The 23,904-nt window shown below is 64.3% G+C and carries 18 protein-coding genes; 7 read left to right on the top strand and 11 right to left on the bottom strand.

Annotation, left to right across the window (positions count from 1 at the left end):
• Positions 1 to 92 precede the first annotated feature (92 nt).
• The 8 genes from ptsP to VGN72_18655 form a co-directional block, all read right to left on the bottom strand.
• Positions 93 to 1,835, bottom strand: a complete 1,743-nt coding sequence (ptsP, locus tag VGN72_18620) for a phosphoenolpyruvate--protein phosphotransferase (protein ID HEV7301383.1) — start codon at positions 1,833 to 1,835, stop codon at positions 93 to 95.
• 103 nt (positions 1,836 to 1,938) lie between these two features.
• Positions 1,939 to 2,223, bottom strand: coding sequence for an HPr family phosphocarrier protein (locus tag VGN72_18625; protein ID HEV7301384.1), 285 nt, complete (start codon positions 2,221 to 2,223; stop codon positions 1,939 to 1,941).
• A 93-nt stretch (positions 2,224 to 2,316) separates the two neighbouring features.
• A complete protein-coding gene (locus VGN72_18630; protein HEV7301385.1) occupies positions 2,317 to 2,784 on the bottom strand; it encodes a PTS sugar transporter subunit IIA in 468 nt (155 codons plus the stop codon).
• A gap of 97 nt (positions 2,785 to 2,881) precedes the next feature.
• Positions 2,882 to 3,199, bottom strand: coding sequence for a ribosome-associated translation inhibitor RaiA (gene raiA, locus VGN72_18635; protein ID HEV7301386.1), 318 nt, complete (start codon positions 3,197 to 3,199; stop codon positions 2,882 to 2,884).
• A 68-nt stretch (positions 3,200 to 3,267) separates the two neighbouring features.
• The gene (locus tag VGN72_18640) at positions 3,268 to 4,095 is read right to left on the bottom strand and encodes a DUF502 domain-containing protein (GenBank protein HEV7301387.1); all 828 of its coding nucleotides are present in this window, start codon (positions 4,093 to 4,095) and stop codon (positions 3,268 to 3,270) included.
• 130 nt (positions 4,096 to 4,225) lie between these two features.
• Positions 4,226 to 4,987 (bottom strand): MIP/aquaporin family protein, encoded by a 762-nt coding sequence (locus VGN72_18645; GenBank protein ID HEV7301388.1) that lies wholly within the window; start codon positions 4,985 to 4,987, stop codon positions 4,226 to 4,228.
• A 317-nt stretch (positions 4,988 to 5,304) separates the two neighbouring features.
• Positions 5,305 to 6,822: a glycerol kinase GlpK gene (glpK, locus tag VGN72_18650; protein HEV7301389.1), complete on the bottom strand. Its 1,518-nt coding sequence runs from the start codon at positions 6,820 to 6,822 to the stop codon at positions 5,305 to 5,307.
• A 123-nt stretch (positions 6,823 to 6,945) separates the two neighbouring features.
• On the bottom strand, positions 6,946 to 8,550 hold the full coding sequence (locus VGN72_18655) for a glycerol-3-phosphate dehydrogenase/oxidase (protein HEV7301390.1): 1,605 nt from the start codon (positions 8,548 to 8,550) through the stop codon (positions 6,946 to 6,948).
• Between the two features lie 250 nt (positions 8,551 to 8,800).
• Between VGN72_18655 and fliM the strand changes: the two genes are divergently transcribed.
• The 3 genes from fliM (at position 8,801) to VGN72_18670 (ending at position 11,419) form a co-directional block, all read left to right on the top strand.
• Positions 8,801 to 9,829: a flagellar motor switch protein FliM gene (fliM, locus tag VGN72_18660; protein HEV7301391.1), complete on the top strand. Its 1,029-nt coding sequence runs from the start codon at positions 8,801 to 8,803 to the stop codon at positions 9,827 to 9,829.
• Positions 9,826 to 10,614, top strand: a complete 789-nt coding sequence (locus VGN72_18665; protein HEV7301392.1) for a CPBP family intramembrane glutamic endopeptidase — start codon at positions 9,826 to 9,828, stop codon at positions 10,612 to 10,614. The genes fliM and VGN72_18665 overlap by 4 nt, the downstream gene beginning before the upstream one ends.
• Before the next feature lie 253 nt (positions 10,615 to 10,867).
• On the top strand, positions 10,868 to 11,419 hold the full coding sequence (locus tag VGN72_18670) for a DUF2617 family protein (protein ID HEV7301393.1): 552 nt from the start codon (positions 10,868 to 10,870) through the stop codon (positions 11,417 to 11,419).
• Between the two features lie 446 nt (positions 11,420 to 11,865).
• On the opposite strand, the gene VGN72_18675 is transcribed toward VGN72_18670, so the two are convergent.
• Both VGN72_18675 and VGN72_18680 read right to left on the bottom strand, forming a co-directional pair.
• Positions 11,866 to 12,492: a hypothetical protein gene (locus VGN72_18675; protein ID HEV7301394.1), complete on the bottom strand. Its 627-nt coding sequence runs from the start codon at positions 12,490 to 12,492 to the stop codon at positions 11,866 to 11,868.
• A 2-nt stretch (positions 12,493 to 12,494) separates the two neighbouring features.
• Positions 12,495 to 12,713: a hypothetical protein gene (locus VGN72_18680; GenBank protein HEV7301395.1), complete on the bottom strand. Its 219-nt coding sequence runs from the start codon at positions 12,711 to 12,713 to the stop codon at positions 12,495 to 12,497.
• 104 nt (positions 12,714 to 12,817) lie between these two features.
• Between VGN72_18680 and VGN72_18685 the strand changes: the two genes are divergently transcribed.
• From VGN72_18685 to VGN72_18700, 4 genes are all read left to right on the top strand, one after another.
• Positions 12,818 to 13,420 carry a DUF456 domain-containing protein gene (locus VGN72_18685; GenBank protein HEV7301396.1) on the top strand — a complete coding sequence of 201 codons (603 nt, stop codon included), beginning with the start codon at positions 12,818 to 12,820 and terminating at the stop codon, positions 13,418 to 13,420.
• A 222-nt stretch (positions 13,421 to 13,642) separates the two neighbouring features.
• Positions 13,643 to 17,134: a PD-(D/E)XK nuclease family protein gene (locus VGN72_18690; GenBank protein HEV7301397.1), complete on the top strand. Its 3,492-nt coding sequence runs from the start codon at positions 13,643 to 13,645 to the stop codon at positions 17,132 to 17,134.
• On the top strand, positions 17,131 to 20,787 hold the full coding sequence (addA, locus tag VGN72_18695) for a helicase-exonuclease AddAB subunit AddA (GenBank protein HEV7301398.1): 3,657 nt from the start codon (positions 17,131 to 17,133) through the stop codon (positions 20,785 to 20,787). The genes VGN72_18690 and addA overlap by 4 nt, the downstream gene beginning before the upstream one ends.
• A complete protein-coding gene (locus VGN72_18700; GenBank protein HEV7301399.1) occupies positions 20,784 to 21,611 on the top strand; it encodes a Cof-type HAD-IIB family hydrolase in 828 nt (275 codons plus the stop codon). Before addA ends, VGN72_18700 begins: the two co-directional genes overlap by 4 nt.
• A 707-nt stretch (positions 21,612 to 22,318) precedes the next feature.
• Here the strand turns inward: VGN72_18700 and truD are convergent.
• Positions 22,319 to 23,599: a tRNA pseudouridine(13) synthase TruD gene (gene truD, locus VGN72_18705; GenBank protein ID HEV7301400.1), complete on the bottom strand. Its 1,281-nt coding sequence runs from the start codon at positions 23,597 to 23,599 to the stop codon at positions 22,319 to 22,321.
• Positions 23,600 to 23,904: the final 305 nt, after the last annotated feature.

Genomic DNA, 23,904 nt, shown 5'->3' on the forward strand with positions numbered 1-23,904 from the left:
CGTCGCAACCTGCGACGAACAACGGACAGCGGACCACGAACAACCGACGGAGACGATGCGTGCCGCGCGCGATCCACGCGCACGGGCTTTGGCTAAAAGGCTTCCGGGATGATCTTGCGGGTCTCCTCACGCAAGAAGTGCATCACCTGTCGTTCGCTGTCGAAGCTCATCACCTTGCGGGCGACCTGCTTCGCGTGCTCCATGGTGGTGGAGCGAATGATTTTCTTCACCTCTGGGATGTCCGGCCCGTTCATCGAAAAGATGTTCAGTCCCAGGCCCAGGAGCAAGAGAGTGTACAACGGGTCGCCCGCCATTTCACCACACACGCTGCAACTGATCGAGTTTCTCGCCGCGGCGCGGATGACGTCGCGAATGAGTCGCAGCACCGCCGGGTGCGCCGGGCAGAAGAGCCCGGCGACCTTTTCGTTGGTGCGGTCGACCGCCAGCGTGTACTGGATGAGGTCGTTGGTGCCGATGCTGAAGAAGTTCACTTCCTTGGCGCACTGGTCGGCCATCAGCGCCACCGCGGGCACCTCGATCATCATGCCGATCGGGATGTCCTCACGGAAGCGGACACCGTCGTCCTCCAGCTCTTCCGTGACGTCCTTCAGGATCATCTTCGCCTGGCGCAGTTCCATGATCGTGCTGATCATGGGGAACATGATGCGCACGTCACCGAGCACGCTGGCCCGCATGATCGCGCGCAGCTGACGCTTGAACATCGGGATGTCGTGCAGGCACATGCGGATGCTGCGATCGCCCAGGAACGGGTTGCGCTCCGGGTTGGCCAGCTGCGCCTGCGTGTACTTGTCGGCCCCAAGGTCGAGCGTGCGAATGACCAGCGGGCGACCATCGATGCCGGCCAAAGCTTCGGCGTAGGCGTTGTAGTGGTCTTCCTCGGTCGGTTCCTTCCCCATCATGCTGAGGTAGAGGAACTCGGTGCGGTACAGGCCGACGCCCTGCGCACCGTTGGAGAGCGCCAGCGGAATATCGTTGGTGCCCTCGATGTTCGCCTGCACACTGACCGAGTGGCCGTCCTTGGTTTCGGCGGGCAGGTTGATCAGCTCGCGCAGCTCGTTCTCGTGATGAACGAAGCTGGCCTGGTCCTGACGATACTCGGCGATCTGGTCGGCGTCGGGATTGACGATGACCACGCCGTTCTTGCCGTCGATGATGACGATGTCACCACCGCTGACGTGGCTCGTCAGATCACCCAACCCCACGACCGCCGGTATGCCCATGGCGCGGGCGACAATCGCGGTATGGCTCGTGCGGCCACCCACGTCGGTGGCGAAGCCTTTCACGTGCGTGCGGTCGAGGGCGGCGGTCTGGCTGGGCAGCAAATCGTGTGCGATGACGATGACGTCGCTGGTCAGGTGGAGCAGGTCCTCGTGCTTCTGGCCGATCAGGGTGCGCAGGACGCGCTTTTCGATGTCGTGGACGTCCTTCACGCGCTCGGAGAAGTAGCGGTCGGTCATTTGCCCGAACTGCTGGGCATACCGCCGCATGACGCTGCTGACGGCATATTCGGCCGTCGCCAGTTGGGTTTTGATTTCGTTGTCGACCTGCTTCAGCAGCGACTTGTCCTTCAGCACGCCGAGGTGGAAGTTGACGATGCCACCGATCTCCTTGCCGTACTTGGTGGCCGTCTCGTCGCGGAGTTGGGTGAGGTCCTTCAGGCTGTCATCGATCGCGGTGTGGAAGCGGGCCACCTCACCGGCGACCTGGTCGGGTGCGACGTTGCGCTTCGGGATCAGCAGATCCTCGGCGTCGAGCACGATGGCCGTGCCGATGACGACGCCCGGGGAAACACCAATGCCCTTTTTGATCTCCATTCGTTTGATTTGCGATCTGCGATTTTACGGTTTGCGATTGAGATCAGAATTCAATGAATTCGCATTTCAATCGCAAATCGCAAATCGCAGATCGGCAATCCTATCAATCTTCTTCGCCAAACTTGCTGTTGAACAAATCGGCCAGCGCGTCGACCGCCTGCTGGGCGTCCTCACCGTCGGCGTCGATGCGCAGCGGTGTGCCTTCGACGGCGGCGAGGATGATCATCTGCATGACGCTCTTGCCGTCCGCCTCGCCCGGTTCCTCGCCACCCTTGGTCACGGTAATGTCCGACGAGAACCCGTTGGCCAGGTCCACGAACTGCATCGCCGGCCGCGCGTGCAGGCCGAGCTTGTTGGACACGAAGATGTCGCGAGAGGCCTTTGGCATTGCGGATTTCGGATTGCGGAGTTCGGATTGATATTCGGAACGACGCGGCCTTCAGATTCAATCCTCAATCCGAAATCCGCACTCCGCAATGCTTCACTTTCCCTGGTCTGCCTCTTCCAGCAGTTCGATGATCTTCGCCTGCGAGTCGCTCTGGCGCAGGAAGCGCCGGAACATGTCCTTCTGCAGGTTGCTGAAGACGATGTTCATCGCCTGCAGGTGGTGCTGCGGCTGGTTCTCCGGCGACAGCAGCAGCACGACGCTGTAGACCGGCTGATGGTCCAGCGCCGAGAAGTCGACGCCCGCGGCGCTGCGGCCGATCGTGCCGGCCATCTTCTTCACCTTCGCGTGCTTCACGTGCGGCACGGCGACGCCCTTGCCGAAGCCCGTGCTGCCGTTCTGCTCGCGCTTCACCAGCGCGGCGACGACGTCCTCCACGGCATCCTCGGCCAGCGCGCCGTTCTGCGCCAGCGACACGACGAGTTCTCGAATCACTCCGTCGCGATCCTCGGCCTGCAGGTCGGCCACGATCGCGTCGGACACGATGAAGTCTTTGAGCTTCATAAAGAGGGGGTGTGGGCAGTGGGCAAGCTTCGGTGGGCGGCGCGCCGCGGGTCACCGTAGACCCACCGCACGCCGCCCACCGGCCGCGCCGTTCTCGTTATTGTTCCGGATGCTTGCGGTTGCGCATCTTCTTCTTGTGGTCGCTGAGCACGCGCTCCAGCTTGTGCACGCACGCGTCCAGGCACGCGTACGCGTCCCCTTCGGCATGGTGGGCCACGAACATGTTCTTGTGCTCGGCGTTTACGATCACCTCGACGCTCGTGTGGTCCTTACCGTTGTCCTTATCGGCATCGAAGATCACCTCGATCTCCTGGATGCGGTCGTAGTACTTCGTAAGCTTGTTGGTCTTTTCCTCGGCGTACGACTTCAGCGGCACGCTCAGGTCCATGTGCCTTGATGATACGGTGACAATCACGCGTGTGCTCCTTCCGTTAAGCGTTAGCTATTGTACAGCAAATGCGGTACTAAATCGCCACCGCGGGCTCAGGTGCGGGAAACCGTGCTTTCCGCAGCGCTGGCCGTGTCCAACCGTGACGAATTGCCCGATCGCGACACGGGTAGCTCCTTCACGTCCGCAGGCGTCAGGACGCCACCGCTCACCAGCATTCGCAGCGCTTCCTCAACCGTCAACGGCAGGTCGATCACGTTGGCGCGCGGCACCACCAGCACGTACCCACTGAACGCCGTCGGGCTCGACGGAACAAACACCGTAACCATTTCCTGCTGCATTCGATCCGACAACGGCCGCAGCCCGTTACCTGTTATCAACCCGATCGACCAGATGCCATCTTCATGCGGTCGCACCGCCACCACGCGGCTGCCCTCAAACTGGTTCGATCGCTCGGCGAGCAAAAAATCGGTGATCTGCTTCACGGCCGGGTAGATCGCGCGGATGAACGGCAAGCGCATCACCGCGTCCTCGCTCAGACGGTACGCCGTTCGACCGATGAAGTTACCGATCAGCACGCCCAGCAGGTAGACGAGCACCGTCGCCACCAGCACGCCGATCAACTTCGTGCCGAACGCCCACTGCCCGTAACGGTCGGGCCATGCCCAGGCCATGTCCGAATCGAACTGCGGCGACCATCGGTCAGCGTGACCCGTCGCCAGCCAAACCCGCTGCACCGCGAGGATGACGTACCGCCCCATCGATTCCCAGAGGAAGTTCCACGCCCACGTGACGAGCCAGAGCGTGATCAGCGTCGGCAGGACCGCCGACAGCCCGCGCACGAAGAATCGGCGAAAATCGGGTCCGAACCCGTCGCGCGATTGATCGCGGGCAGCATGGGCTTTTTCGGGTGCGTCATTCACAGTAAATCGATGTGCGCAGCGACCGTACCGGGAGCATCGGGACCGCAGGTTCAGGCGGGCCAACTTATCTGTGATACACGAGCCGTGCGGGAAGATCAAACGCGACACACGCTGACGTTGCACCGCGTTTTCACACCAAGCCCCGCGCCGCCAGTGCGGCCAGCAGGGCACCGGTGAGCGGCGCGACGACGGGAATCCAGGCGTAGCCCCAATCGCTGTCGCGCTTTCCCCTTATCGGTAGCAGCGCGTGGGCGATGCGTGGGCCGAGGTCGCGGGCGGGGTTGATCGCGTAGCCGGTGGTGCCGCCGAGCGACATACCGATCGCGAAGACGAGCAGCCCGACCGGCAGCGCCCCCAGCGCCCCGAAGCCGTTGGCGATCTCCTGCCCCTCGGTGCCGGCGCCCGGCAACGCGAACGTCGGAGCGACCATCAGGAAGATCGGGAAGACCAGCAGGAAAGTCCCCACCACCTCGCAGAAGAACGCGCGCGGCAGGTTGCGGATGGCGGGCGCCGTGCTGAAGCAGCCGAACTTCGTGTTGGCGTCGTCGGTCGCTTCGAAGTGGTCGCCGTAGTAGAGGAAGACGAGCACGGCCCCGACGAACGCGCCGAGCAACTGGGCGACGATGTAGGTCGGCGCGTCGCCCCACGTAAACCCACCTTGGTTGTTGAATGCCATGGCGACCGTGACGGCCGGGTTGAGGTGCGCGCCGCTGAACTTCGCGACGCACATCACCGCTACGAAGACCGCCATGCCCCAGCCAAGCGTGATGACGATCCATCCTGCACCGCCCCCGAGCGTCCGCCGCAATGCGACGTTGGCGACGACGCCGTTGCCCAGCAGGATGAGGATGGCGGTTCCGACAAACTCGGCGATGAAGTGTTGGAGATTCATGGAAAGCTCGTTTGGCGGTTCATCGTTCGCAAGCCGAATTCGGCCCACTCCCTAGCCCTCGTCCGCAAGCATGCGGAAGGGAAGATCTGAACCACAGCACAATCGACGCCCTTCCGGCGAACCATGTCATCCCGAACGGAGCTGAAAGGCTGTCGGACAAAACCCCAGCGTTGATCAGGGACGTGTCATCCCGATGGGAGCCTCAGGCGACCTTAGGGATCTCCCAAGGCCGATAACCGTCCGTCGATCGAGATCCCTCAGGTCGCCAAGGCTCCCATCGGGATGACAAACGTGACTACTACGTCATTTGGCTCGGCTCATTCCAAACCACGCACGCGGATACTCGAATGTTCTTCCCAATCCCGCGAGCGCCCGAGCGCCTCGGTCCACCGCTCGCGCCGATGGGCGGCCTCGTCGGCGGTGTATTTCGGTTCGAACGTGCGCTCGATCGCCCAGTTGGCCTTCACGTCGTTCTGATCCTTCCAATACCCCACGGCCAAGCCGGCCAGATACGCGGCGCCGAGGGCGGTGGTCTCCGTGACTTTCGGGCGGACGACGGGCGCCTGCAGCAGGTCGGCTTGAAACTGCAGCAGCAGGTTGTTGGCCGCGGCGCCACCGTCGGCGCGCAGTTCCTTGATCTGGATGCCGCTGTCCTGCTGCATCACCTGCACGATGTCGGCGACCTGGAACGCGATACTCTCGAGCCCCGCCCGCGCGAAGTGGGCCGCCGTGGTGCCGCGGGTGATGCCGGTGATGGTGCCGCGGGCGTACTGGTCCCAGTGCGGCGCGCCGAGGCCCGCAAACGCCGGCACGATATAGACGCCGCCCGCATCGGGCACGCTGGCGGCGAGCGATTCGATCTCCGGCGCGCTCTTCACGATACCCAGCCCGTCGCGCAGCCACTGCACGACCGCCCCGCCGATGAAAACGCTGCCCTCCAGCGCATATTCGAGCTTACCCCCCTGCTGCCACGCGATCGTCGTCAGCAACTTGTGCTGCGACGCGATCGCCTCGGTGCCGATGTTCATCAGCAGAAAACAGCCGGTGCCGTAGGTGTTCTTGACCAGCCCGCGCGTAAAGCAGGTCTGACCGAACAGCGCCGCCTGCTGGTCGCCACCGATGCCCGCGATCTTGATCGGCCCGCCGAACAGGTCGGCGTTCGATTCGGCGTACACCTCGCTGCTCGGCACCACGTGCGGCAACATGCTGGCGGGGATCTGCAACAGCGCCAGCAGTTCGTCATCCCAGCTGGCGTCGCGGATGTTGTAAAGCATCGTACGGCACGCGTTGGTGACATCGGAGATGTGGATCTGCCCGCCGGTGAGGTTCCAGAGCAACCACGAGTCGATCGTGCCGAACGCCAGTTCCCCTTTATCGGCTTTCGCGCGAGCGCCGGGCACGTTGTCGAGCAGCCAGCGCACCTTGCTACCGGAGAAGTAGGCATCGATCACGAGCCCGGTCTTCTGCTGCACCATCTCGGTATGGCCGTCGCGCTTCAGCCCATCGCAGAACTCGGCCGTGCGGCGGTCCTGCCAGACGATGGCGTTGTGGATCGGTCGACCCGTCGCGCGGTCCCAGACGACGGCGGTCTCGCGCTGGTTGGTGATGCCGATCGCCGCGATGTCGGCCGCGGTTACGCCCTGCTCCTTCATCACCTGCCGCGCGACGGCCAACTGCGCGTCCCAGATTTCCGTCGCGTCATGTTCGACCCAACCCGGCTTGGGAAAGATCTGGCGGAACTCCTGTTGCGCCATGCCGTGAATGTTGCCGTCGCGATTGAAGAGAATCGCGCGCGAACTGGTAGTGCCTTGGTCGAGGGCGAGGATGAACGACATGGGACGGCCTCCGGTTGATGGGACACATCATGGCGCTCTGGTCCCCTCTCCCGGTACGCCGGGGGAGGGTTGGGGTGGGGGTGATTCGTTCTTTCGAAAATCGCCAGCAGTTTGAAATCACCCTCACCCAGCCTCTCCCGGCGTACCGGGAGAGGGGCCGGAGACCGCCGGCATCAAGTACACCTGCGCCATCTGCGTAAACTCGGCCACCTGCGACTGCTGCCACTCGGCGTCCTGTCCCAACTCAGCGGCCATGATCTGCGCAACCCGCGGGGCCATGGCGATGGCGGCCTTGGCATTCAACAGCAGGGCGCGCGTCCGGCGGGCGAGCACATCGTCGACCGTGCGTGCCATTTCGTGACGAACTGCCCAAAGAACCTGCCCGCCGAACACCGGCAAGGCCTCGTGCAGGCGGTCGGCCAGTTCGGGCCGTTCGTTCATCAGTCGCTGGATGTGCGGCGCGTCGGCACCGTGGTACTTCAGGTCGCCGAACTGCTCGGCGTGCTGGTGGTAGCCGTGGATGTTCAGCGACTTCGTCACGCAATCGCGCTCGTCCAGCTTGCCCAGCGTGGCGGCGTGGTCGACGCAGTCCTCGGCCATCTTGCGGTAGGTCGTCCACTTGCCACCGGCGATCGTCAGCAGGCCGCTCTTGGAAACGTGGATCGTATGGTCCCGCGACAGCGCCGCGGTGCTGGCGGCGTCGGATGCCTTCACCAGTGGGCGAATGCCCGTGAATACGCTCAACACGTCATCGCGCGTCGGGTCCTTCGCCAGGTAGCGGGCCGACGTCTCCAGGATGAACTGAATCTCGTGCTCCATCGCGACCGGTTCGAGGCTGATCTCGGTGATCGGCGTGTCGGTCGTGCCGAGCAGCGCGTGGTCGTGCCACGGGATGGCGAACATCACGCGCCCGTCGCTCGTGCGCGGCACCATGATCGCGTGGTCGCCGGGCAGGAACGACCGGTCGAGCACGAGGTGCACGCCCTGGCTGGCGGCGATCATCGATGTGGCTTCCGGATCGTCGATGCGCCGCACGGCGTCGCTGAAGGCGCCGGTGGCGTTGATGACGGCGCTGGCGCCGATCGTGTGGGCCTGGCCGGTCTCGAGATCGGTGACGGTCACGCCGTCGACGAACCCGTCTCCATCGTGCCGCATGCCGGTGACGCGCGCGTAGTTCAGCAGCGCTGCCCCCTGCGCCTCGGCGGTTCGGGCCAAGTCGATCAGCAAGCGACTGTCGTCGAATTGACCGTCGTAGTAAACCACCCCACCGCGCAGGCCGTCGGGCTCGAGGGTGGGAATGCGTTCGATGACCTCGTCCTTCGATAGCAGCTTCGATCGGCCGAACCCGTAGCGGAACGCGAGCATGTCGTAGACCTTCATGCCGATGCCGTAGAACGGCGCTTCCCACCAGGCATAGTTAGGGACGACGAAGGCTAAGTCGTGGACGAGGTGCGGCGCGTTCTGGCGCAAAATGCCGCGTTCCTTCAGGGCTTCCATCACCAGCGAGACGTTGCCCTGCTGCAGGTATCGCACCCCGCCGTGTACGAGTTTGGTGGATCGGCTGGAGGTGCCTTTGCCGAAGTCGCTTTGTTCGATCAGGCAGCACGAGTACCCGCGTGACGCCGCGTCGACCGCGATGCCCACCCCGGTGGCGCCCCCACCGATGACGACCATGTCCCACGGACCGGGGCGCGATGTGATGCGACGCAGCGATGCCGAACGATCCATGGTGCCTCCGCGACTTTGTTAGCGTAGCCAAACTACAACAGGCGCGGGAACCGCAATTCTAGATAAATTTCAATTGGAGATGGGTCCATGTCTGGGCAGGCCTCCCGTGCGTGTCTTCTCTGGCCACTCGGCAACCAAAGGCACACACAGAAGCCTGCCCCTACGCGGCGATTCGCGGCATTCCACCTTACATGTAGAAAATAGAACAAAAAGTCCGATAATACCCCAAGCGGCAAGGAGGCCGCGCCCGTTGCAAGACGTACTGGACCAATCCGAAGTCGATGCGCTGCTGGCGGCCGTGGATAGCGGTTCCATGCAGCAGGAGGCGACGCCGTCGTACGCGCCGCAGAGCGGTGACGTTCGCGTCTACGACTTCAAGCGCCCCGAGCGCGTCAGCAAAGACCAGATGCGCGCGTTGGAAGGCCTGCACGAGGGCTTCGGGCGAAACTTTGGCGCGGCGCTGTCGGGCTACCTGCGCACGATCATCGAAGTGTCGGTCGCGCAGATCGAACAGCTGACCTACTCGGAATTCATCCACTCGCTGCCCAACCCCACCTGCTTCAACCTGCTGAAGAGCGAACAGCTCGACGGCCAGCTTTGTCTGGAAATCAGCCCGCTGATCATCTACCCGGTGATCGACCGCCTGCTGGGTGGCAGCAACGCCGACCTGTTCATCCCCCAACGGCCACTGACCCAGATCGAGCAACGGCTGGTGCAGCGCATCACCGATCGCGCGACGCATCACCTGTCGGAAGCCTGGAGCAACCTGACGCCGGTCAGCTTCAAGGTGGAGGACTTCGAGAGCAACCCACAGCTCGTGCAGATCGTGCCGCCGAACGAAACGGTGGTCGTGGTCGGGTTCGAGATGAAGATGGGCAACCGCTCGGGCACGATGAGCCTGTGCATCCCCTACAATGTCATCGAGCCCATCATGGGCGTGCTGGCGGCCCAGAACTGGTTCAGCTACCAGCGCAAGGGCGGGCAGGAAGATCACCTGCGCAAGCTGACGAAGAACGTCCACAACGCGCCGGTCGAGATGCGCGCGTTTTTGGCTCAAACGACGATCCGCATGAGCGAGCTGATGTCGCTGCAGGTGGGCGACGTCATCACGACGGATAAGAACCAGTCGCGCGACGTGCTGGTGACGGTCGAGGGCCGGAACAAGTTCCTGGGGCAGCTCGGGCAGTTGCGGGGCAGCAAGTCGATCCGCATCAGCCGGGTGGTCGAAGGGGCGATTGAGCCGAGCAAGAGCGACGGCCGCCCGGGAGAACTCCCATGACCCGCGGCGCCCTCACGACGGCCGCCGAGCCCACCACCGATCGCCCCACCGCCAGCCGCCGCCAACCGCGGAACTACCTGGAGCGGTCGGAACTGCCGTTGACCAGCCTGCTGTTTCTGTTGCCCCTGATCGTGTTGTACGAGGTAGGCACCGAGTTGTACTTGTCCGACCCGGACAGCGGCACGCAGCACATCATCGCGTTCAGCCTGATGCAGCAGTTTTTTACCATGTTCGGCGCAACTGGTCGGCACCTGCCGGCGTTGGCGGTGGTGGTGCTGCTGCTGTCGTGGCACATCGCGCGGAACGACTCGTGGACGCTTTATCCGAAGACCTGTATCGCGATGGCGGTCGAAAGCGCGGCGATGGCGATTCCACTGGTGGTCATCGGGTACACGATGATGCACTACCTGACGTCGCTGCACTTGATGAACACGCCTTCGACGACCGGGTTGCTCATTCTGTCGCTGGGGGCCGGCATCTATGAAGAGCTTGTTTTTCGGCTTATTGCTTTTACCGCTTTGAGTTTCCTGCTGCGCGATTTAATTCAACTAGGTAAGGTATCGTCGGCGGTTCTAATGGTAGCGGGCTCTGCCCTGCTCTTTTCCCTATACCATTACTTGGGGTCGGAAAAATTTGAGTTACCAAGTTTTGCGTTTCGCACGGTCGCGGGCTTGTATTTCGGGGCGCTGTTCCTGACGCGTGGCTTCGGGATAACCGCCGGGGCGCACGCCGCTTATGACATCTTTGTCACCTTGCGAGCGGACATCGCTCAACACATCAGCTGATTATTTTCTTCGTTTTTTCTTATAGGTTCCTATAATCCCCCGTGTCATTGGCTCGCATTGGGTGGGCCCTGATCAGACCGGTTTCGCCCGGCGTGGTTCGCGAGGGATCGCTTACTGCTCCGAGTGCGTCACTTCGTCTGATCTACGATTCCGGGGCGACGATTTCATACGCGTTCCGGGCATATCCGTCGGTATAACGAACCCGACCTTTATTGAAGAGGATGTACCTCTTCTAGAAAGAGCATGGACGCAGATGAGCAACCGAACTAAGCAGCGCCGCTCGGGCGGCCTGACGCTACTCCTGTACCAGCGCACCCTGCATCCGGAGCTGTTCAAGATCCAGAGCAGCGAGCAGATCAGCCGCCGGGCCTACGAGGCCGACGTGTGGCTGGTCGAGGGTGGTCACGTCATCACCTTCACCGCCGGCAAGAACACGCTGACGGAGGTCATCGTCACCAAGCATGAGCCGCTGACGGACCGCGGCCTGTTGCAGACGATTCCCTGCCGTGGCGAGAAGTACCACGAGATGACCGTGGGTGGCAACATCAAGTACATGATCAGCACGCAGGAAGAGCAGCTGACGCAGACCTTGTACGACGCCACCAAGCACGAGATCAGCTCCTACGCCGCCAAGCGTGAACTGATGACCGCCGACATGCCCTCCACCGGCGACATGGGCGCCAGCCTGCACGTCCTGGACATCGAACGCCGCAGCCACGAGCTGCTGGTTCAGTCCTTCCATCTGTTCGACGAGAACCAGATGGTCATCAAGACGCAGGCGATCATCGAAGTGTCGAAGGGCTAAAGCCTTTTCGATGCACGCTCAGCAAAACGCAGCCGGGCCCGGGAGTTATCTCCCGGGCCCGGTTTGTTTTCTGGGAACGTCCGATCCTACTGTGACACCCCCTCAGCCTGACCTCGGTCGTCCTAGGAGAGGGTTCAGCAAGGAGTTCGGGACTGGCACTGACGTGACTTGGGCCTCTGGGCCAAGCCGCCCGTGCCGTCACATCCTGCACGGGCCAGAGGCCCGTATTACGGCAACAAGGCCGCGCGATACTGGTAGCCGTTGCTCCGACCGTGGCATGGGCGTCTCGCCCATGCGTGTGGATTGGAATGGAAACTTGAATTTGTGGGCTGCCGCGCTGACCAAGCCGCTGAAACGAATTTCGTCCTCCACCATCACGACGTGCATGGGCGAGACGCCCATGCCACGGGAGGATCGCCCCCCAAATCTAACGAGTCCATGCGCGACTAGGTCACGACCGTTTCCCCATCGGTCCCCGGCTCGACCGGTTGGTCCACCAGATTCGTGATCTGCTCGAAGATCGCATCCGTCGGCTCGCGCTCATAGACGAAATCGTCCAACCGGGCCCGGCCGATCCGACCGTCGGCGGTCGCGTACTCGACGTACGCGATCCCCTTGCGGTCCCAGATCTTACGATCAACCGCACTAATCGAGCCCACATCGATCGGTGGATGCCCCGGCACGCTCAGCGTCCTGCCGTCGAACCGGTACTGGCCACGTGAATTGTGGAACATCCAGATGAGCAGCGCGATGCCCGCGGGGGGCAGCGTGAACGCCAGGATCTTCTGGATCATGATCTCGGTGTTGTTGCGCTTCGTCAGACCATCCCGCTGTTTTAGCAGGTCCTTCAGTGCCGGGTCGTTCGGCGTGTTGTTCTGCTTCTGGGTGATCTCGGCATCCACGCGGTCGTACTCGACGTTCATGCGTGGCCAGGCGATGAACCCGTCATACGCGAACCAGCACCCCATCAGCACCGCCGCCAATGCCATGAGGTATCGGACGTTGCGATAATAACGCCCCGGCTTGGCGACGATGGGTTGGTCGGGGGTGGCCGGTGGATAATCGGTTGCCATAGTTAAGATGTCGGCGTTTCGGCCAGACGTGTCAAGACTTGCTGGATCGCATCTCGCGCTGCTTGTGCCCGCTTGCGCCCCTCGGCCAGTTCCGCCGGGCTAAGTGCAGGCCATTCTTTTTCGAGCGACGCGACGTGTCGCTCCAGCGACTCGTGGGTGCGTGCCGCGCCCTTCCGTGCCAGTTCGAGGTCGCTGATTTCCTTATCGTCGCGCCCGGTCATTCGATTGCAGTCTACCTCCCTGCCCCGGTCCCGAATAGCCGCTTGCGGCTTGGCTTCCCAATCCCTCTAATACCCCCAACCGAAGGACCGCACCTAGACACCTTATGGCCGACTGGACCTACTACTTCATCCTCCTCGCCTTCCTGGCCGCGGGCCTTTGGATCAACATTCTGACCCTGCCGGGCCTGTGGCTGATGGTGCTCGCGACGGCGATCTATGCCTGGGTGACAAATGGCATCTACATCGGCTGGCCGGGCCTGATCGCGTTGACGATCCTCGCGGGGCTGGCGGAGATCGTTGAGTTCGTCGCCGGTGGTGCCGGTGCCGCCAAGGCCGGGGGCAGCAAGAGGGCGTTCGTCGGCGCACTCGTCGGCGGCATCCTGGGGGCAATCTTCTTCTCGATCCCCCTGCCGATCATCGGCACGATCATCGGCATCGTGCTGGGCACGTTCCTTGGCGCCGTCGCCGTCGAAGTGCTGGTGAAGAAGGACACCGGCATCGCCTTGCGCGTCGGCTATGGCGCCGCGATCGGTCGATTGATCGGCATCATCACGAAGGTGACCTTTGGCCTCGTGATGTTCGTCGTCGGTGCCGTCGTCGCGTGGCCAAACGATCTAGCCCCAATCACCGCCATCCCACCCGCCCCGCCCCCACCGGCGACCGTACCTGCGACGTTGCCAGCCACTCTGCCCGCCGCGCAGTTGTGAGACGCGCCGAGTTGCTTTGATCCGCGAACGCATCGCGCCAAGAGCGCCAAGAATCCAAGCACGCCAAGAAGATCAATGAAGCGAAGGCAACTCGCTGCGGCTATCCGTATTCGCCCCGATCTCTGTCTTCACTTGGCGCTCTTGGCGTCTTGGCGTAATTGGCGCAATACCGGCCCACCCAACCATGCACCCACCCCGAACATCGGGTAAACTCGTCCACCCATGGCCGTTCGTTTCGTTACAGGTCGCTCGGGCACCGGCAAGACCGCCCACTGCGTGCGCGCCATCGTCGAGGCCGCCACCGCCGACCCTCTGGGCCCACCGATCTTCTGGATCCTGCCGCGCCAGGCGACGTTCAGCGCCGAGCGACTGCTGGCGACCGAGACCACCCTGCCCGCGGTCTGCCGGGTGCGCGTCGAAAGCTTCGATGGCTTGGCGAGAGCAATCCTGAACGACTGCGGTGGCGCCGCGATCCCGCAGATCACCGCGACGGGCCGGCGGATCATCCTAAGTCACCTGTTGCGCAAGCTTCAACCGCAGTTGAAGTTCTTCGCGGCCGTCGCGCATCATCCGGGCCTGGCGACGACGCTCGACGCGACCTTCGCCGAGTTCGAGCGCAGCGGCAACGCGCCGCAGCAGGTGATCGAAACGCTGGAAGCCCAGGCCGACGCCGTCGAGACCGACGACACGCTGCGCCCGAAGCTGGCCGATCTGCACCTGCTGTACGAGGCGTACACGACGTTTCTGGGTCAGGACCGGTTGGACCCGCACCGCCGCAATGAGCAGGTGGTGGCGTGCATGAAGACGTCGAAGCTGCTGAGCGGCTCGATTGTCTTCATCGACGGCTTCTTCGACTACACGGAGTCCGAGCGCCGCACGATCGCCGGGCTGGCCGCGACGTGCCGATCGATCGACATTACCGTGCTGGCCGACCCCGGCGCGACGGTTTTCAAGAGCCCTGATCTGCTGCCGTCGGAACAAAGCCTGTTCTACAAGACGGAGGACGCGTACCGCCGACTGTTCATCGCGCTACGAAAGAACGGCGCGAAGATCGACAAGCCGATCATGTTGCGCGAAGTGCATCGGTTTAGCGCACCGGCACTGACGGCGATCGAAGCAGCCACCTTTACGGGCGACGTTGCGAAGGCGCCCGACGACGCGGGCGTCGCCACTACGGTCACGTTCACCAACGCCGACGACCGCCCCGCGGAGGTCGATGCCGCCGCGCGGCACGTGTTGTCGCTGTTGCGCCAGGGGCACCGCATGCGCGACATCGCGGTGCTGGTGCGTAACCTCGACAGCTATCAAGACCTGATCGACGCCAGCTTCCGCGAGCACGGCATCGCGTTCTTCCTCGACCGCCGGCGCGTGGCGGCCCATCATCCACTGTTGCGACTGGTACGCTCGGCGCTCGAACTGGCGACCGACGACTGGCCCCGGCCGGCGATCTTCTCGCTCGTGAAGACCGGGCTGGCGGGCCTGTCGCTGGCCGAGGCGGACGCGCTGGAGAACTACGTCCACGACCACCGCATTCGTGCCTCCGACTGGACCGCCAAAGACCCCTGGCGCTTTCGTCGATCGCTGACGCGGGGAGACGATGACGACGCCCTCTGGGCCGCCACCGAACGCGCCGCGCAGGCCGACGCATTGCGCCGTCGCGTGGTCGACGCCGTGCTGCCGTTCATCGCCGCGATGAACACCGGCGCCAGCCGCCCCGCTCCCGAGCTGGCGCTGGAACTGCATGCCCTGCTGACGCGTTTCGACGTCGCCAAGACGCTATCGACGTGGATCAACGAGGCCGCCGCACGGCAAGCGGTCGAGCAGGCCGCCGAGCACCAGCAGGTTTGGGCGGAGTTCGTGGGGCTGTTGGATGAACTGGTCGACCTGCTGGGCGATCAACCGGTCTCCGCGGCCGAGTTCTTCGACCTGATGGCGACCAGCCTCGACGCCTTCGACCTCGCGCTCGCCCCGCCTACGCTCGACGGCGTGCTGATCGGCCAGGTCGACCGCACGCGCCTGCCCGAGGTGCGGACGACGCTCGTGCTGGGCCTAACCGACGGCGAGTTCCCGCGCACGCCGCGCGAGGACTCGATCCTCGACGATCGCGACCGCAAGCTGCTGCGCCAGGGCAACGTGGAACTGAAAGGGGACGGCCAGCGCCAACTGCTCGACGAGCGGCTGCTCGCCTACAGCGCCTTCACCAGTCCGTCGCAGTCACTCTACCTGTCGCGCGTGGCCTGCGACGCCGCCGGTAAGGAGATCGCGCCGTCGCCGTACTGGTCGCGGTTGCAGCAGGTGTTCCCCGATGCGCCAGTGGAACACGTCGGCTCGTCCGACAGCGACGACCCGCGCCACATCGCCACGCCGCGGCAGCTGATCGTATCGCTGATGCGATGGGCCCGCGCGACGGACAATGCGACAGACGAAGCAGACACGGCCAAGCGTGCATCGTTGGCGGCGCTCTATCAGTGGCTGGCGTCGCATCCGCCGGACGACTCGCCGGTCGCCCACATGCGTTACCGCGCGTGGGGCGCACTGGGCTATCGCAACGCGACCACGCTGGACCCGCAGATTGCCGCGCAGTTGTTCCCCAGCCCGATCGTCGCCAGCGTGAACCGCTTGGAAACCTTCGCGGCCTGCCCATTCAAGCATTTCGTGCAGTACGGCCTGGGCCTGCGCGCCCGGCCGGAGGATTCGTTCTCGTCGATCGACCTCTCCCGCGTCTACCACGACGTGCTCGAACGATTCGTACGGCAAATGATTCGCGCCAACCAGCAATGGCGCGATTTGACGCAGGACTGGACGGACGGCCGCATCGGCGCCGCCGCCCGTGAGATCGGGTTGGAACTGCAGAAGGATTTGGCGATCGAGCCCGGCCGGTCGAAGTACCTGTTGTCGCGCATCGAGCGCACGGTTCGGCAGATCGTCGGCCGGCAGCGCACGCTGTCGTCGCGGGCGAAGCTATCGCACGGGTACGTGTCGGTGGCGTTCGGCACGCCCGATGCGCCGATCGGCCCACTGCAACTGTCGACCCCCGCCGGCCGACAGCTTCACGTGCGCGGGCGCATCGACCGAATCGATCTGCTCGGCGACGCCTCGCGCGCCGCCGTGTTCGACTACAAGCTGACCGGTGACCGCATCTCGCCGGCCGGCGTGTACAACGGGTTGTCGCTGCAACTGCTGACGTATCTGCTGGTCCTTCAGGCGAACGGTCACGAGCTGGCCGGCACGCCGATCACCCCCGCGGCCGGCTTTTATCTCACGCTCCTGCGCGGGCTGAAAAGCGTCGCCCATCCCGACGAGGCCCCCGACCCTACCGATGAGAAGTTCAACCTTGATCCGAAGCCGCGCGGCCTGTTCGACGCCGATCACGTGCATCTGCTCGATGAGCACCTGGCCGCGGGCTGGTCGGACGCGTGGTCGATGTACGTGACGAAGGACGGCAAGTTCGGCCAGCGCGAGACGACCGACGTCTGCGACGCCGACGAATTTCTGGGCGTGCTGGACTACGTGCGCGGCAAGCTCGCCAGCATCGCCGACGGCATGGCGGCCGGTGAGATCGGCGTGCGGCCTTACTGGCTGGCGAAGAAGACGCCGTGCGCCCAATGCGGCTTCAAGGCGGTCTGCCGGTTCGACGTGACGCTCAACGGCTACAACATCCTGCACGGCATCGGCCGAGATGAACTGCTGACGAAGGTAAAGGGGACGAAGTGACGATCGCCGCAACGCCCACATCCTCCGCTTCAACGCGCACTTGGACGCCCGAGCAACAGCGCGCGATCGACACGACCGGCCACAGCCTGCTGGTGAGCGCCGCGGCCGGCTCGGGCAAGACCGCGGTGCTGACCGAGCGGTGCGCCTACCTCGTGTGCGATGCGCCCGAACCGTGCAACGTGGACGAGTTGCTTGTCGTCACCTTCACCGAGGCGGCGGCGGGTGAGATGCGCACGCGCATCCGCACGGCACTGGCGGCCCGGGCCGCGAAGGACACGACCGACGAGCGCGTGGCGCATCAACTGGCGAGCGTGGAGCGGGCGACGATCGGCACGCTGCACGCGTTCTGCGGTCGCCTGCTCCGCCAGCACTTCCACGCCGCCGGGCTCGACCCGGACTTCGCCATCCTCGACGGTGACGCCGCCGGGCTATTGAAGCGCGAGACCGCCCGCAAGCTGATCGCCGCCCGATTTGCGGCCAATCCGTCGGCGGGCTTTAACGCGTTGCTGGACGGTTACCTGAACGGTGACGACGGCGCCCTAGCGTCGGCGGTGCTGTCGATCTACGAGACGCTGACCGCGCTGCCCGACCCGCAAGCTTGGCTCGCGGAGAGCCGCCAGCGCCTGGCCGATGCCGCTGACTTCACGCGGCTCGTCGACTGCGCGTTCGGCCGGGCGTTCGCCGACGACGTGACCGGTGCGGTTGCCTCGCTGGAAGCGCGCATCGCCACGGCACAGCAAATCGTGGCGCGGGCGGGCGATTTCCCGGCCTATTCCAACGCATTGGTGGAGGCGGCGCAGGCCGCACGCAACTGGCGCGCAACGCTGGCGACGGAAGGGATCGATGCGCTGTCGGAGGAGGCCGACTTCCAGCCGACGAAGCTGCCAAGCGTCAGCAACGCGTTGCCCGGCAAGGCAATCGCCAAGGGGGCTGTGGACGACGTGCGCAGCGAGATGAAGGAAGGCACGCTGCGCTGCTCGCTTCGCTTCACCGAATCGCAGTGGCGCGACGGCATGGCCGCCACGCTGGCGCCCGCGCGCGAGCTGCTGGCGCTGGTGGAGGACTTCACCGACGCCTACGGCGCCGCCAAGTCGCGGTTACGGTCGCTGGACTTCTCCGACCTTGAACGGCGGGCGCTCGAGCTGCTGCGCGAGGCGGGCGACAACGGTCGGCCAAGCATCGTGGCGCGCGGTTGCCATCGGCGGTATCGGCACGTGCTGGTGGACGAGTATCAGGACATCAACGAACTTCAGGAAGCGATCCTGCGGCTCGTCAGCCGCGAGTGCTACGGGGCCGCTAAGGGCAACCTGTTTTGCGTGGGCGACGTGAAGCAAAGCATCTACCGCTTCCGCGCCGCGGAGCCCGATTTGTTCCTGAAGCGTTACAACCGCTTCAAGGACGAGCAGAGCAGTGGTGGCGAGGTGATCGACCTCAACGCCAACTTCCGCAGTCGTGCCCCACTGCTCGACGCGATTAACGCGGTGTTCGACCGGCTGATGACGCTCGACGCGTCGGGCATTGATTACATCGATGGCCATCAGTTGCGCGCCGGCGCCACGTTTCCCGAAGAAGTCGGATTTCACGGCGCGCCGATCGAACTTCACCTGGTGCCTGCGAAGTCGCAAGCGGCCGAGGGCGAGGAAACCGACACCGCCGAGCCGGAACGGGCCGAGCGAGAAGCGATGTTCATCGCGGCCCGCATCAAGAAACTGATGGGCGACGACGGCGCAACCCGCGCGCGCGTCGCAGATAAGGACCGCTTGCGCGACGTGCGCTTCGGCGACATTGCGATCCTGCTGCGCACGCGCAAGTTCAAGATCGAGCAGTACGCCGACGTGCTGCGCAAGAGCGGCATCCCCGTGCTGGCCGAGGGGGGTTCCGGGTTCTTCAGCGCGATGGAGACGCTCGACATGCTGTCGCTGCTGCGGCTATTGGACAACCTGCAGCAGGACCTGCCGTTGGCCGCGGTGCTGCGCAGCCCATTGGCGGGGCTGGCGAATGCGGAAGACAGCTTGGCGCGCATCCGGCTGGCGTACCCAATCGAGACGGTCGCGTTCCACGACGCCGTGCAGCGCTACGCCGTCGAGCACGACGACGAGCTGGCCGCCCATCTGCGGCACGTTTTGAATCAACTGAACGCGTGGCGAGAGCTGGCGCAGCGCCGGCCGCTGGCGGAGGTGCTGGCGACGGTCTACGAGCAGTCGGGCTACCTCGCGTTCGTGTGCGGGTTGGACGACGGCCCACAGCGCAAGGCGAATTTGCTGGAACTGCACCGCCGGGCGACGCAGTTCGGCCAGTTGGGCGCCGCGGGCGGTGGGCTGTCGCGCTTCCTCGCATTCCTGGAGGAACTGTCCGACGAGTTCGACGCCGGCCAAGCCAACGTCGCGTCGGCAGCGGTGGACGCGGTGCGCATCGTCACGGTGCACAAGAGCAAGGGGCTGGAGTTCCCGATCGTCTTCGTCGCCGATCTCGGCAAGGCGTTCAACCTGTCGGACGCGCGCGGCCCGATCTTGTACGACAAGGACGAAGGCCTCGGCCTGCAGGTGGTGGATGAACCGCGGCTGGTGCGTTACCCGTCGCTGGCGACGACGGTCATTCGTCCACGGCTGACGAAGAAGATGCTCGCCGAGGAACTGCGCGTGCTCTACGTCGCGCTCACGCGCGCCAAGGAACATCTGATCCTCGTCGGCACGCCCAAGGCCGACCAGTACGAACGCTGGCGATCGCGGTGGGCGGGCCATGATGGGCCACTGGCGACGGAGGACATTCTGGGGGCCGCCACGCCGTTGGCGTGGCTGGTGCCGGTTGCAGTGGCCACGCATGGCGCAGTGATAGAGGTAACCGACCATACCGATCCCGAGGCTGCGCCCGAGCCGGCGCCGGCCGACGATGCGTTCATGCGCGTTGCGCCGTTCGCGGCATTAAAGCCGCTCGACCCACCGCCACCGGCCGACGTCGTCGCGACCGACGTCATCGCGCGGCTGTCGTATTCTTACCCGCACGCCCGCTACACCATCGCGGCGGCGGCACAGTCGGTGACGGCGCGGGCGCACGCGCCGGTAGCGGATGCGCCATCGGCCAATCACGGCGCCACCGCCACCCTCGCGCTGCCACAACCGCGGTTCGCCAGCGAGGCCACCGGTCCGAACGCCGCCGACATCGGCACCGCCACGCACGTGGTGCTGGAGAACTACGACTTCACACGCGATGGCCCGCCGGTGCGGGCGCAGGTGGAGTCGCTCGTGTCGCGGAAGATGATGTCGCCGCAGATGGCGAAGTGCGTGGATGTCGAATCGATCGAGTGGCTGCTGGCGGGCGAGGTCGGCCAGTTGCTGGGCGATCCCACCGTCTCGCTTCACCGCGAGCTGCCGATCTACTTCGCGGCGAACGTGGATGTGAGCGACGCCGCCCCGACCGACCCGCGCGACCGCGTGATGGTGCGCGGCCGGGTCGATCTGCTCGTGCGCACGCCGGACGGTGACGTCATCGTCGACTACAAGACCGACCGCGTCACCGGCCAGCGATTGGCCGATCGCATCGAGGCCTACCGCCTGCAGATGGCGGCATACGCCGAGGCCCTACAGCGCGTCACCGGGCGCAAGCCGGCGGTCTGGCTCGTGTTCCTGTCGCAGCGAAAGGTCGTGAAGCTATGAACGAGCGCCCGCACGACGACATTCGACTGATCGCGATCGATCTTGATGGCACGCTGCTGAGCGATTCGAAGACCGTCGCGCAGCAGACGATCGCGTCGGTCGCCAGTGCAGTTGAGCAAGGGGTAAAGGTGGTGATCGCCTCGGCACGCCCGCCCCGAAGTGTGCGGGCGATTTATCAGCAGTTGAAGCTGGATACGTGGCAGATCAACTACAACGGCGCGATGATCTGGGACGAACCGGCCAGGTCGGTGGTCGGCCATACACCGCTCGACTGCGACCTCGTGTTGCGCATCATCTCGGCCGCCCGTGCGATGCACCCGGAGGTACTGATGACCTGCGAGATCACCGATCGCTGGCACACCGATCGCGACGATCAAACGTATACCACGGAGACCGGGCGGCTGTTTCCACCCGACGTGGTGGCGCCGCTGGAGTCGTTCTGCAATCAGCCGATTTCCAAGCTGTTGCTGCTGGCGCATCCACGGCAGATCGCCGCGTTGTTTGGAATGCTGACCGAGCGGTTCGGCGATCAGATCGCGATGGTCAGCACGGACGCGGACCTGATCCAGATCGTCCACCCCACCGCCAGCAAGGGGGCCGCCCTGCGGACGGTCGCTGACCATTACGACATCGCGATGGCGAACGTGCTGGCGATCGGCGACGCCGCCAACGACGTGCCGATGCTGCAGGCCGCCGGCGTCGCCGTGGCGATGGACAACGCGTCACCCGCGGTGAAGGCGGTCGCGGATTGGGTTGCGCCGTCCAACAACGACCACGGCGTGTGTGCCGCCCTGCGGCGGTACGGGGTGTGCAACCAAGCATAGCCGCCTTCTTCTGTAGGACAGGCATTCCTGCCTGTCTCTCCCCCCGTCTGCCTCTCCCCCCGTGTTCGCTTCGCCTCTCTTCTGTGGCATAGGCATTCTTACCTGTGTCTCTTCGATCTTCCTTTGCTGGTGGGACGGACATTCTTGTCTGTCTCTCCTCTGTCTTATGCCTTTGGTCCGGCGGACATCTTTGTCTGCCGCGTGGCGCTAGCCGCGATTAGGCAGAGGAAGAGACGCGAAGTCGCGAAGGCGCGAAGTAGGACGCGAAGAAATGCGGAGCGCGTTGCGCTGGTTCCACCTCAATCGCGCAGCGCGTCCGTAGAGATGGATAGCGTGCTCTTTGACAACCGAATAGCTGACGCGCGAGCCGTCGTGGCCCCCCATCGTCCTCACCTGATGGTGCACAATGGTGCAAAATGGTGCACAAATTCGCGTTTTGCCTTACCCAGACCGCCGTCCAGACACGAGGGCGCGTTCCCTTTTCGATCCTCCTTCGCGTCTTGCTTCGCGCCTTCGCGCCTTCGCGTCTCTTTTGCATCTGTGACGGCGCAACGCATGAGAAGAGACACAGGCAGGAATGCCTGTCCTACAGAAGAGGCCGCCGGGTTCTGCTTGGGTCGCATGCATTCCGGCACGCCCTCGCCCCGGCCCTCTCCCGGAGGGAGAGGGGCCGAGGTTGCGCGTTCTTCGCTCACCTGCAGCAGGTTCTAGGCGTCGTCTGTTTCGGGCAGGTCGGCGGTGTCCTCATCGGCGGTTGTGTCGTCCTGAGCTTCGTCGGACTTGGCCTTCATCACTTCGCCGAGCACCACGGTCGCGAAGCTGCCTGCGGGCAGGGTGAAGGCGACGGTGATGTAGGCGCCGTCGTCGTCGACGCCGGCGGATAACTCTGTATCGGTTGGGCGGACGCGCAACGGCCGGCGGGCGCCCTTGATGCGGTGCTGGCCGGGCTGGCGGAAGGCGTCGGGCGCGAGGCCGAGGGTGGTGAAAACCGACTGCTCGACTTCCAGCGGATGGCCCTCGGGCAGCGTCATGCGATAGCCGATCAAAGGGCCCGTCGGGCTGATTTCAAAGGCTGCGGCGCGGGTGGTTTCGGCGGGTAAATCTTCGACGCGGAAGACGGAGCCGGTCTCGTGTTTCCAAGCGAGGTCGCCCAGTTCCACCTTGTCGAACGAGTTGATGCGGGCGGCGAGCACGTCGTTGAAGAGCTTCGACTGCAACGCCGACACCCACAACCGGCGGATCTTCTCGTCGATCGACCGCACCGCGGCGCTGGGCTTGTGCGTCTTCATCAACCGGGCCAGCACGCGGCGTTCCATGCCGGCATTACGCGGCCAGAACTTCATGGCCGTCTCGTTGTCGCGCTTCTCGAAGGCGGCGCGGGCGTGCAGAGTTTTGGGATCGTCCAGACCCTCGCGCGGGTCGCCGAGCAGCAGGCGGAGGATCTCGATGTTGTCGTTGCGAATAAGCGCGGCGCCGATCTTGTCGTTGTTCCCGCGCCGGCCGAAGCGTTGTTCACCGAAGAAGTTGGGCACGCCGCGCGTTTCCAGCACCTTCATGATGGCCTTGGCGCGTACCACGTGCGTCGGTTCAACATCGCGAATCTTGATGGCGAACCGGTTGCCCACCAGGTGGCCCAACCGCAACTTGTTGACGTGCCGCGACGCCCACTGGACGGTGATGCCGGGCAGCTTCAGGTCCATGACGGCCTCGGGCGTGGTGCCCCAGATGGACAGCGTCTGCCGGGTGACGGCGTGGGCGTCCTTCATGCCGGCATAGCCGATGTCGCGCGACGACACGCCCAGCGCGTCCGCGATCGAATGAATGGCCGCGAAGGTGGTTATGCCGACCTTCTGAATCTCGCAGTAAACGTGTTCCCCTTCGCCACTGGCCTCGTAAAGGGGGATTTCCTGGACGAAGAAGTCCTCGTCGCGCGTCTTGATCGTGCCACCGACGCCCGGCAGGTCGGGGGTGCTGTACGGAAGTTTCATAGAGACGCATAGTAAGGGGGGAGGGGAAAATCCCAAGTCCCAATGACCAACAAATGACCAAACACCAAATCCCAATCAAGCGGACATGCTCCGCTCCCCTCTCCCGCATGCTTCGGGAGAGGGTCAGGGTGAGGGTGATTTCGAACTGCTGGCGATCCTCGTAAGAACAAAGGCACCCTCACCTAACCTCTCCTGGAAGTACCGGGAGAGGGACCGGAACGCGCCTCTTCCGACTGATCTTTGGGATTTGGTCATTTGTTGGTCATTGGGACTTGGTCATTGCGTCCCCTCCCCCTCCCCTCCAT

The sequence above is a fragment of the Tepidisphaeraceae bacterium genome (assembly GCA_035998445.1).
In the GTDB taxonomy this organism is placed as follows: domain Bacteria; phylum Planctomycetota; class Phycisphaerae; order Tepidisphaerales; family Tepidisphaeraceae; genus DASYHQ01.

What these genes read in the sequence shown, in the direction of transcription:
- ptsP (HEV7301383.1), bottom strand. Translation starts at nt 1,835, where the DNA reads ATGGAGATCAAAAAGGGCATTGGTGTTTCCCCGGGCGTCGTCATCGGC.
- VGN72_18625 (HEV7301384.1), bottom strand. Translation starts at nt 2,223, where the DNA reads ATGCCAAAGGCCTCTCGCGACATCTTCGTGTCCAACAAGCTCGGCCTG.
- VGN72_18630 (HEV7301385.1), bottom strand. Translation starts at nt 2,784, where the DNA reads ATGAAGCTCAAAGACTTCATCGTGTCCGACGCGATCGTGGCCGACCTG.
- VGN72_18645 (HEV7301388.1), bottom strand. Translation starts at nt 4,987, where the DNA reads ATGAATCTCCAACACTTCATCGCCGAGTTTGTCGGAACCGCCATCCTC.
- glpK (HEV7301389.1), bottom strand. Translation starts at nt 6,822, where the DNA reads ATGTCGTTCATCCTCGCCCTCGACCAAGGCACTACCAGTTCGCGCGCG.
- VGN72_18655 (HEV7301390.1), bottom strand. Translation starts at nt 8,550, where the DNA reads ATGGATCGTTCGGCATCGCTGCGTCGCATCACATCGCGCCCCGGTCCG.
- VGN72_18665 (HEV7301392.1), top strand. Translation starts at nt 9,826, where the DNA reads ATGACCCGCGGCGCCCTCACGACGGCCGCCGAGCCCACCACCGATCGC.
- VGN72_18670 (HEV7301393.1), top strand. Translation starts at nt 10,868, where the DNA reads ATGAGCAACCGAACTAAGCAGCGCCGCTCGGGCGGCCTGACGCTACTC.
- VGN72_18675 (HEV7301394.1), bottom strand. Translation starts at nt 12,492, where the DNA reads ATGGCAACCGATTATCCACCGGCCACCCCCGACCAACCCATCGTCGCC.
- VGN72_18680 (HEV7301395.1), bottom strand. Translation starts at nt 12,713, where the DNA reads ATGACCGGGCGCGACGATAAGGAAATCAGCGACCTCGAACTGGCACGG.
- VGN72_18685 (HEV7301396.1), top strand. Translation starts at nt 12,818, where the DNA reads ATGGCCGACTGGACCTACTACTTCATCCTCCTCGCCTTCCTGGCCGCG.
- VGN72_18690 (HEV7301397.1), top strand. Translation starts at nt 13,643, where the DNA reads ATGGCCGTTCGTTTCGTTACAGGTCGCTCGGGCACCGGCAAGACCGCC.
- VGN72_18700 (HEV7301399.1), top strand. Translation starts at nt 20,784, where the DNA reads ATGAACGAGCGCCCGCACGACGACATTCGACTGATCGCGATCGATCTT.
- truD (HEV7301400.1), bottom strand. Translation starts at nt 23,599, where the DNA reads ATGAAACTTCCGTACAGCACCCCCGACCTGCCGGGCGTCGGTGGCACG.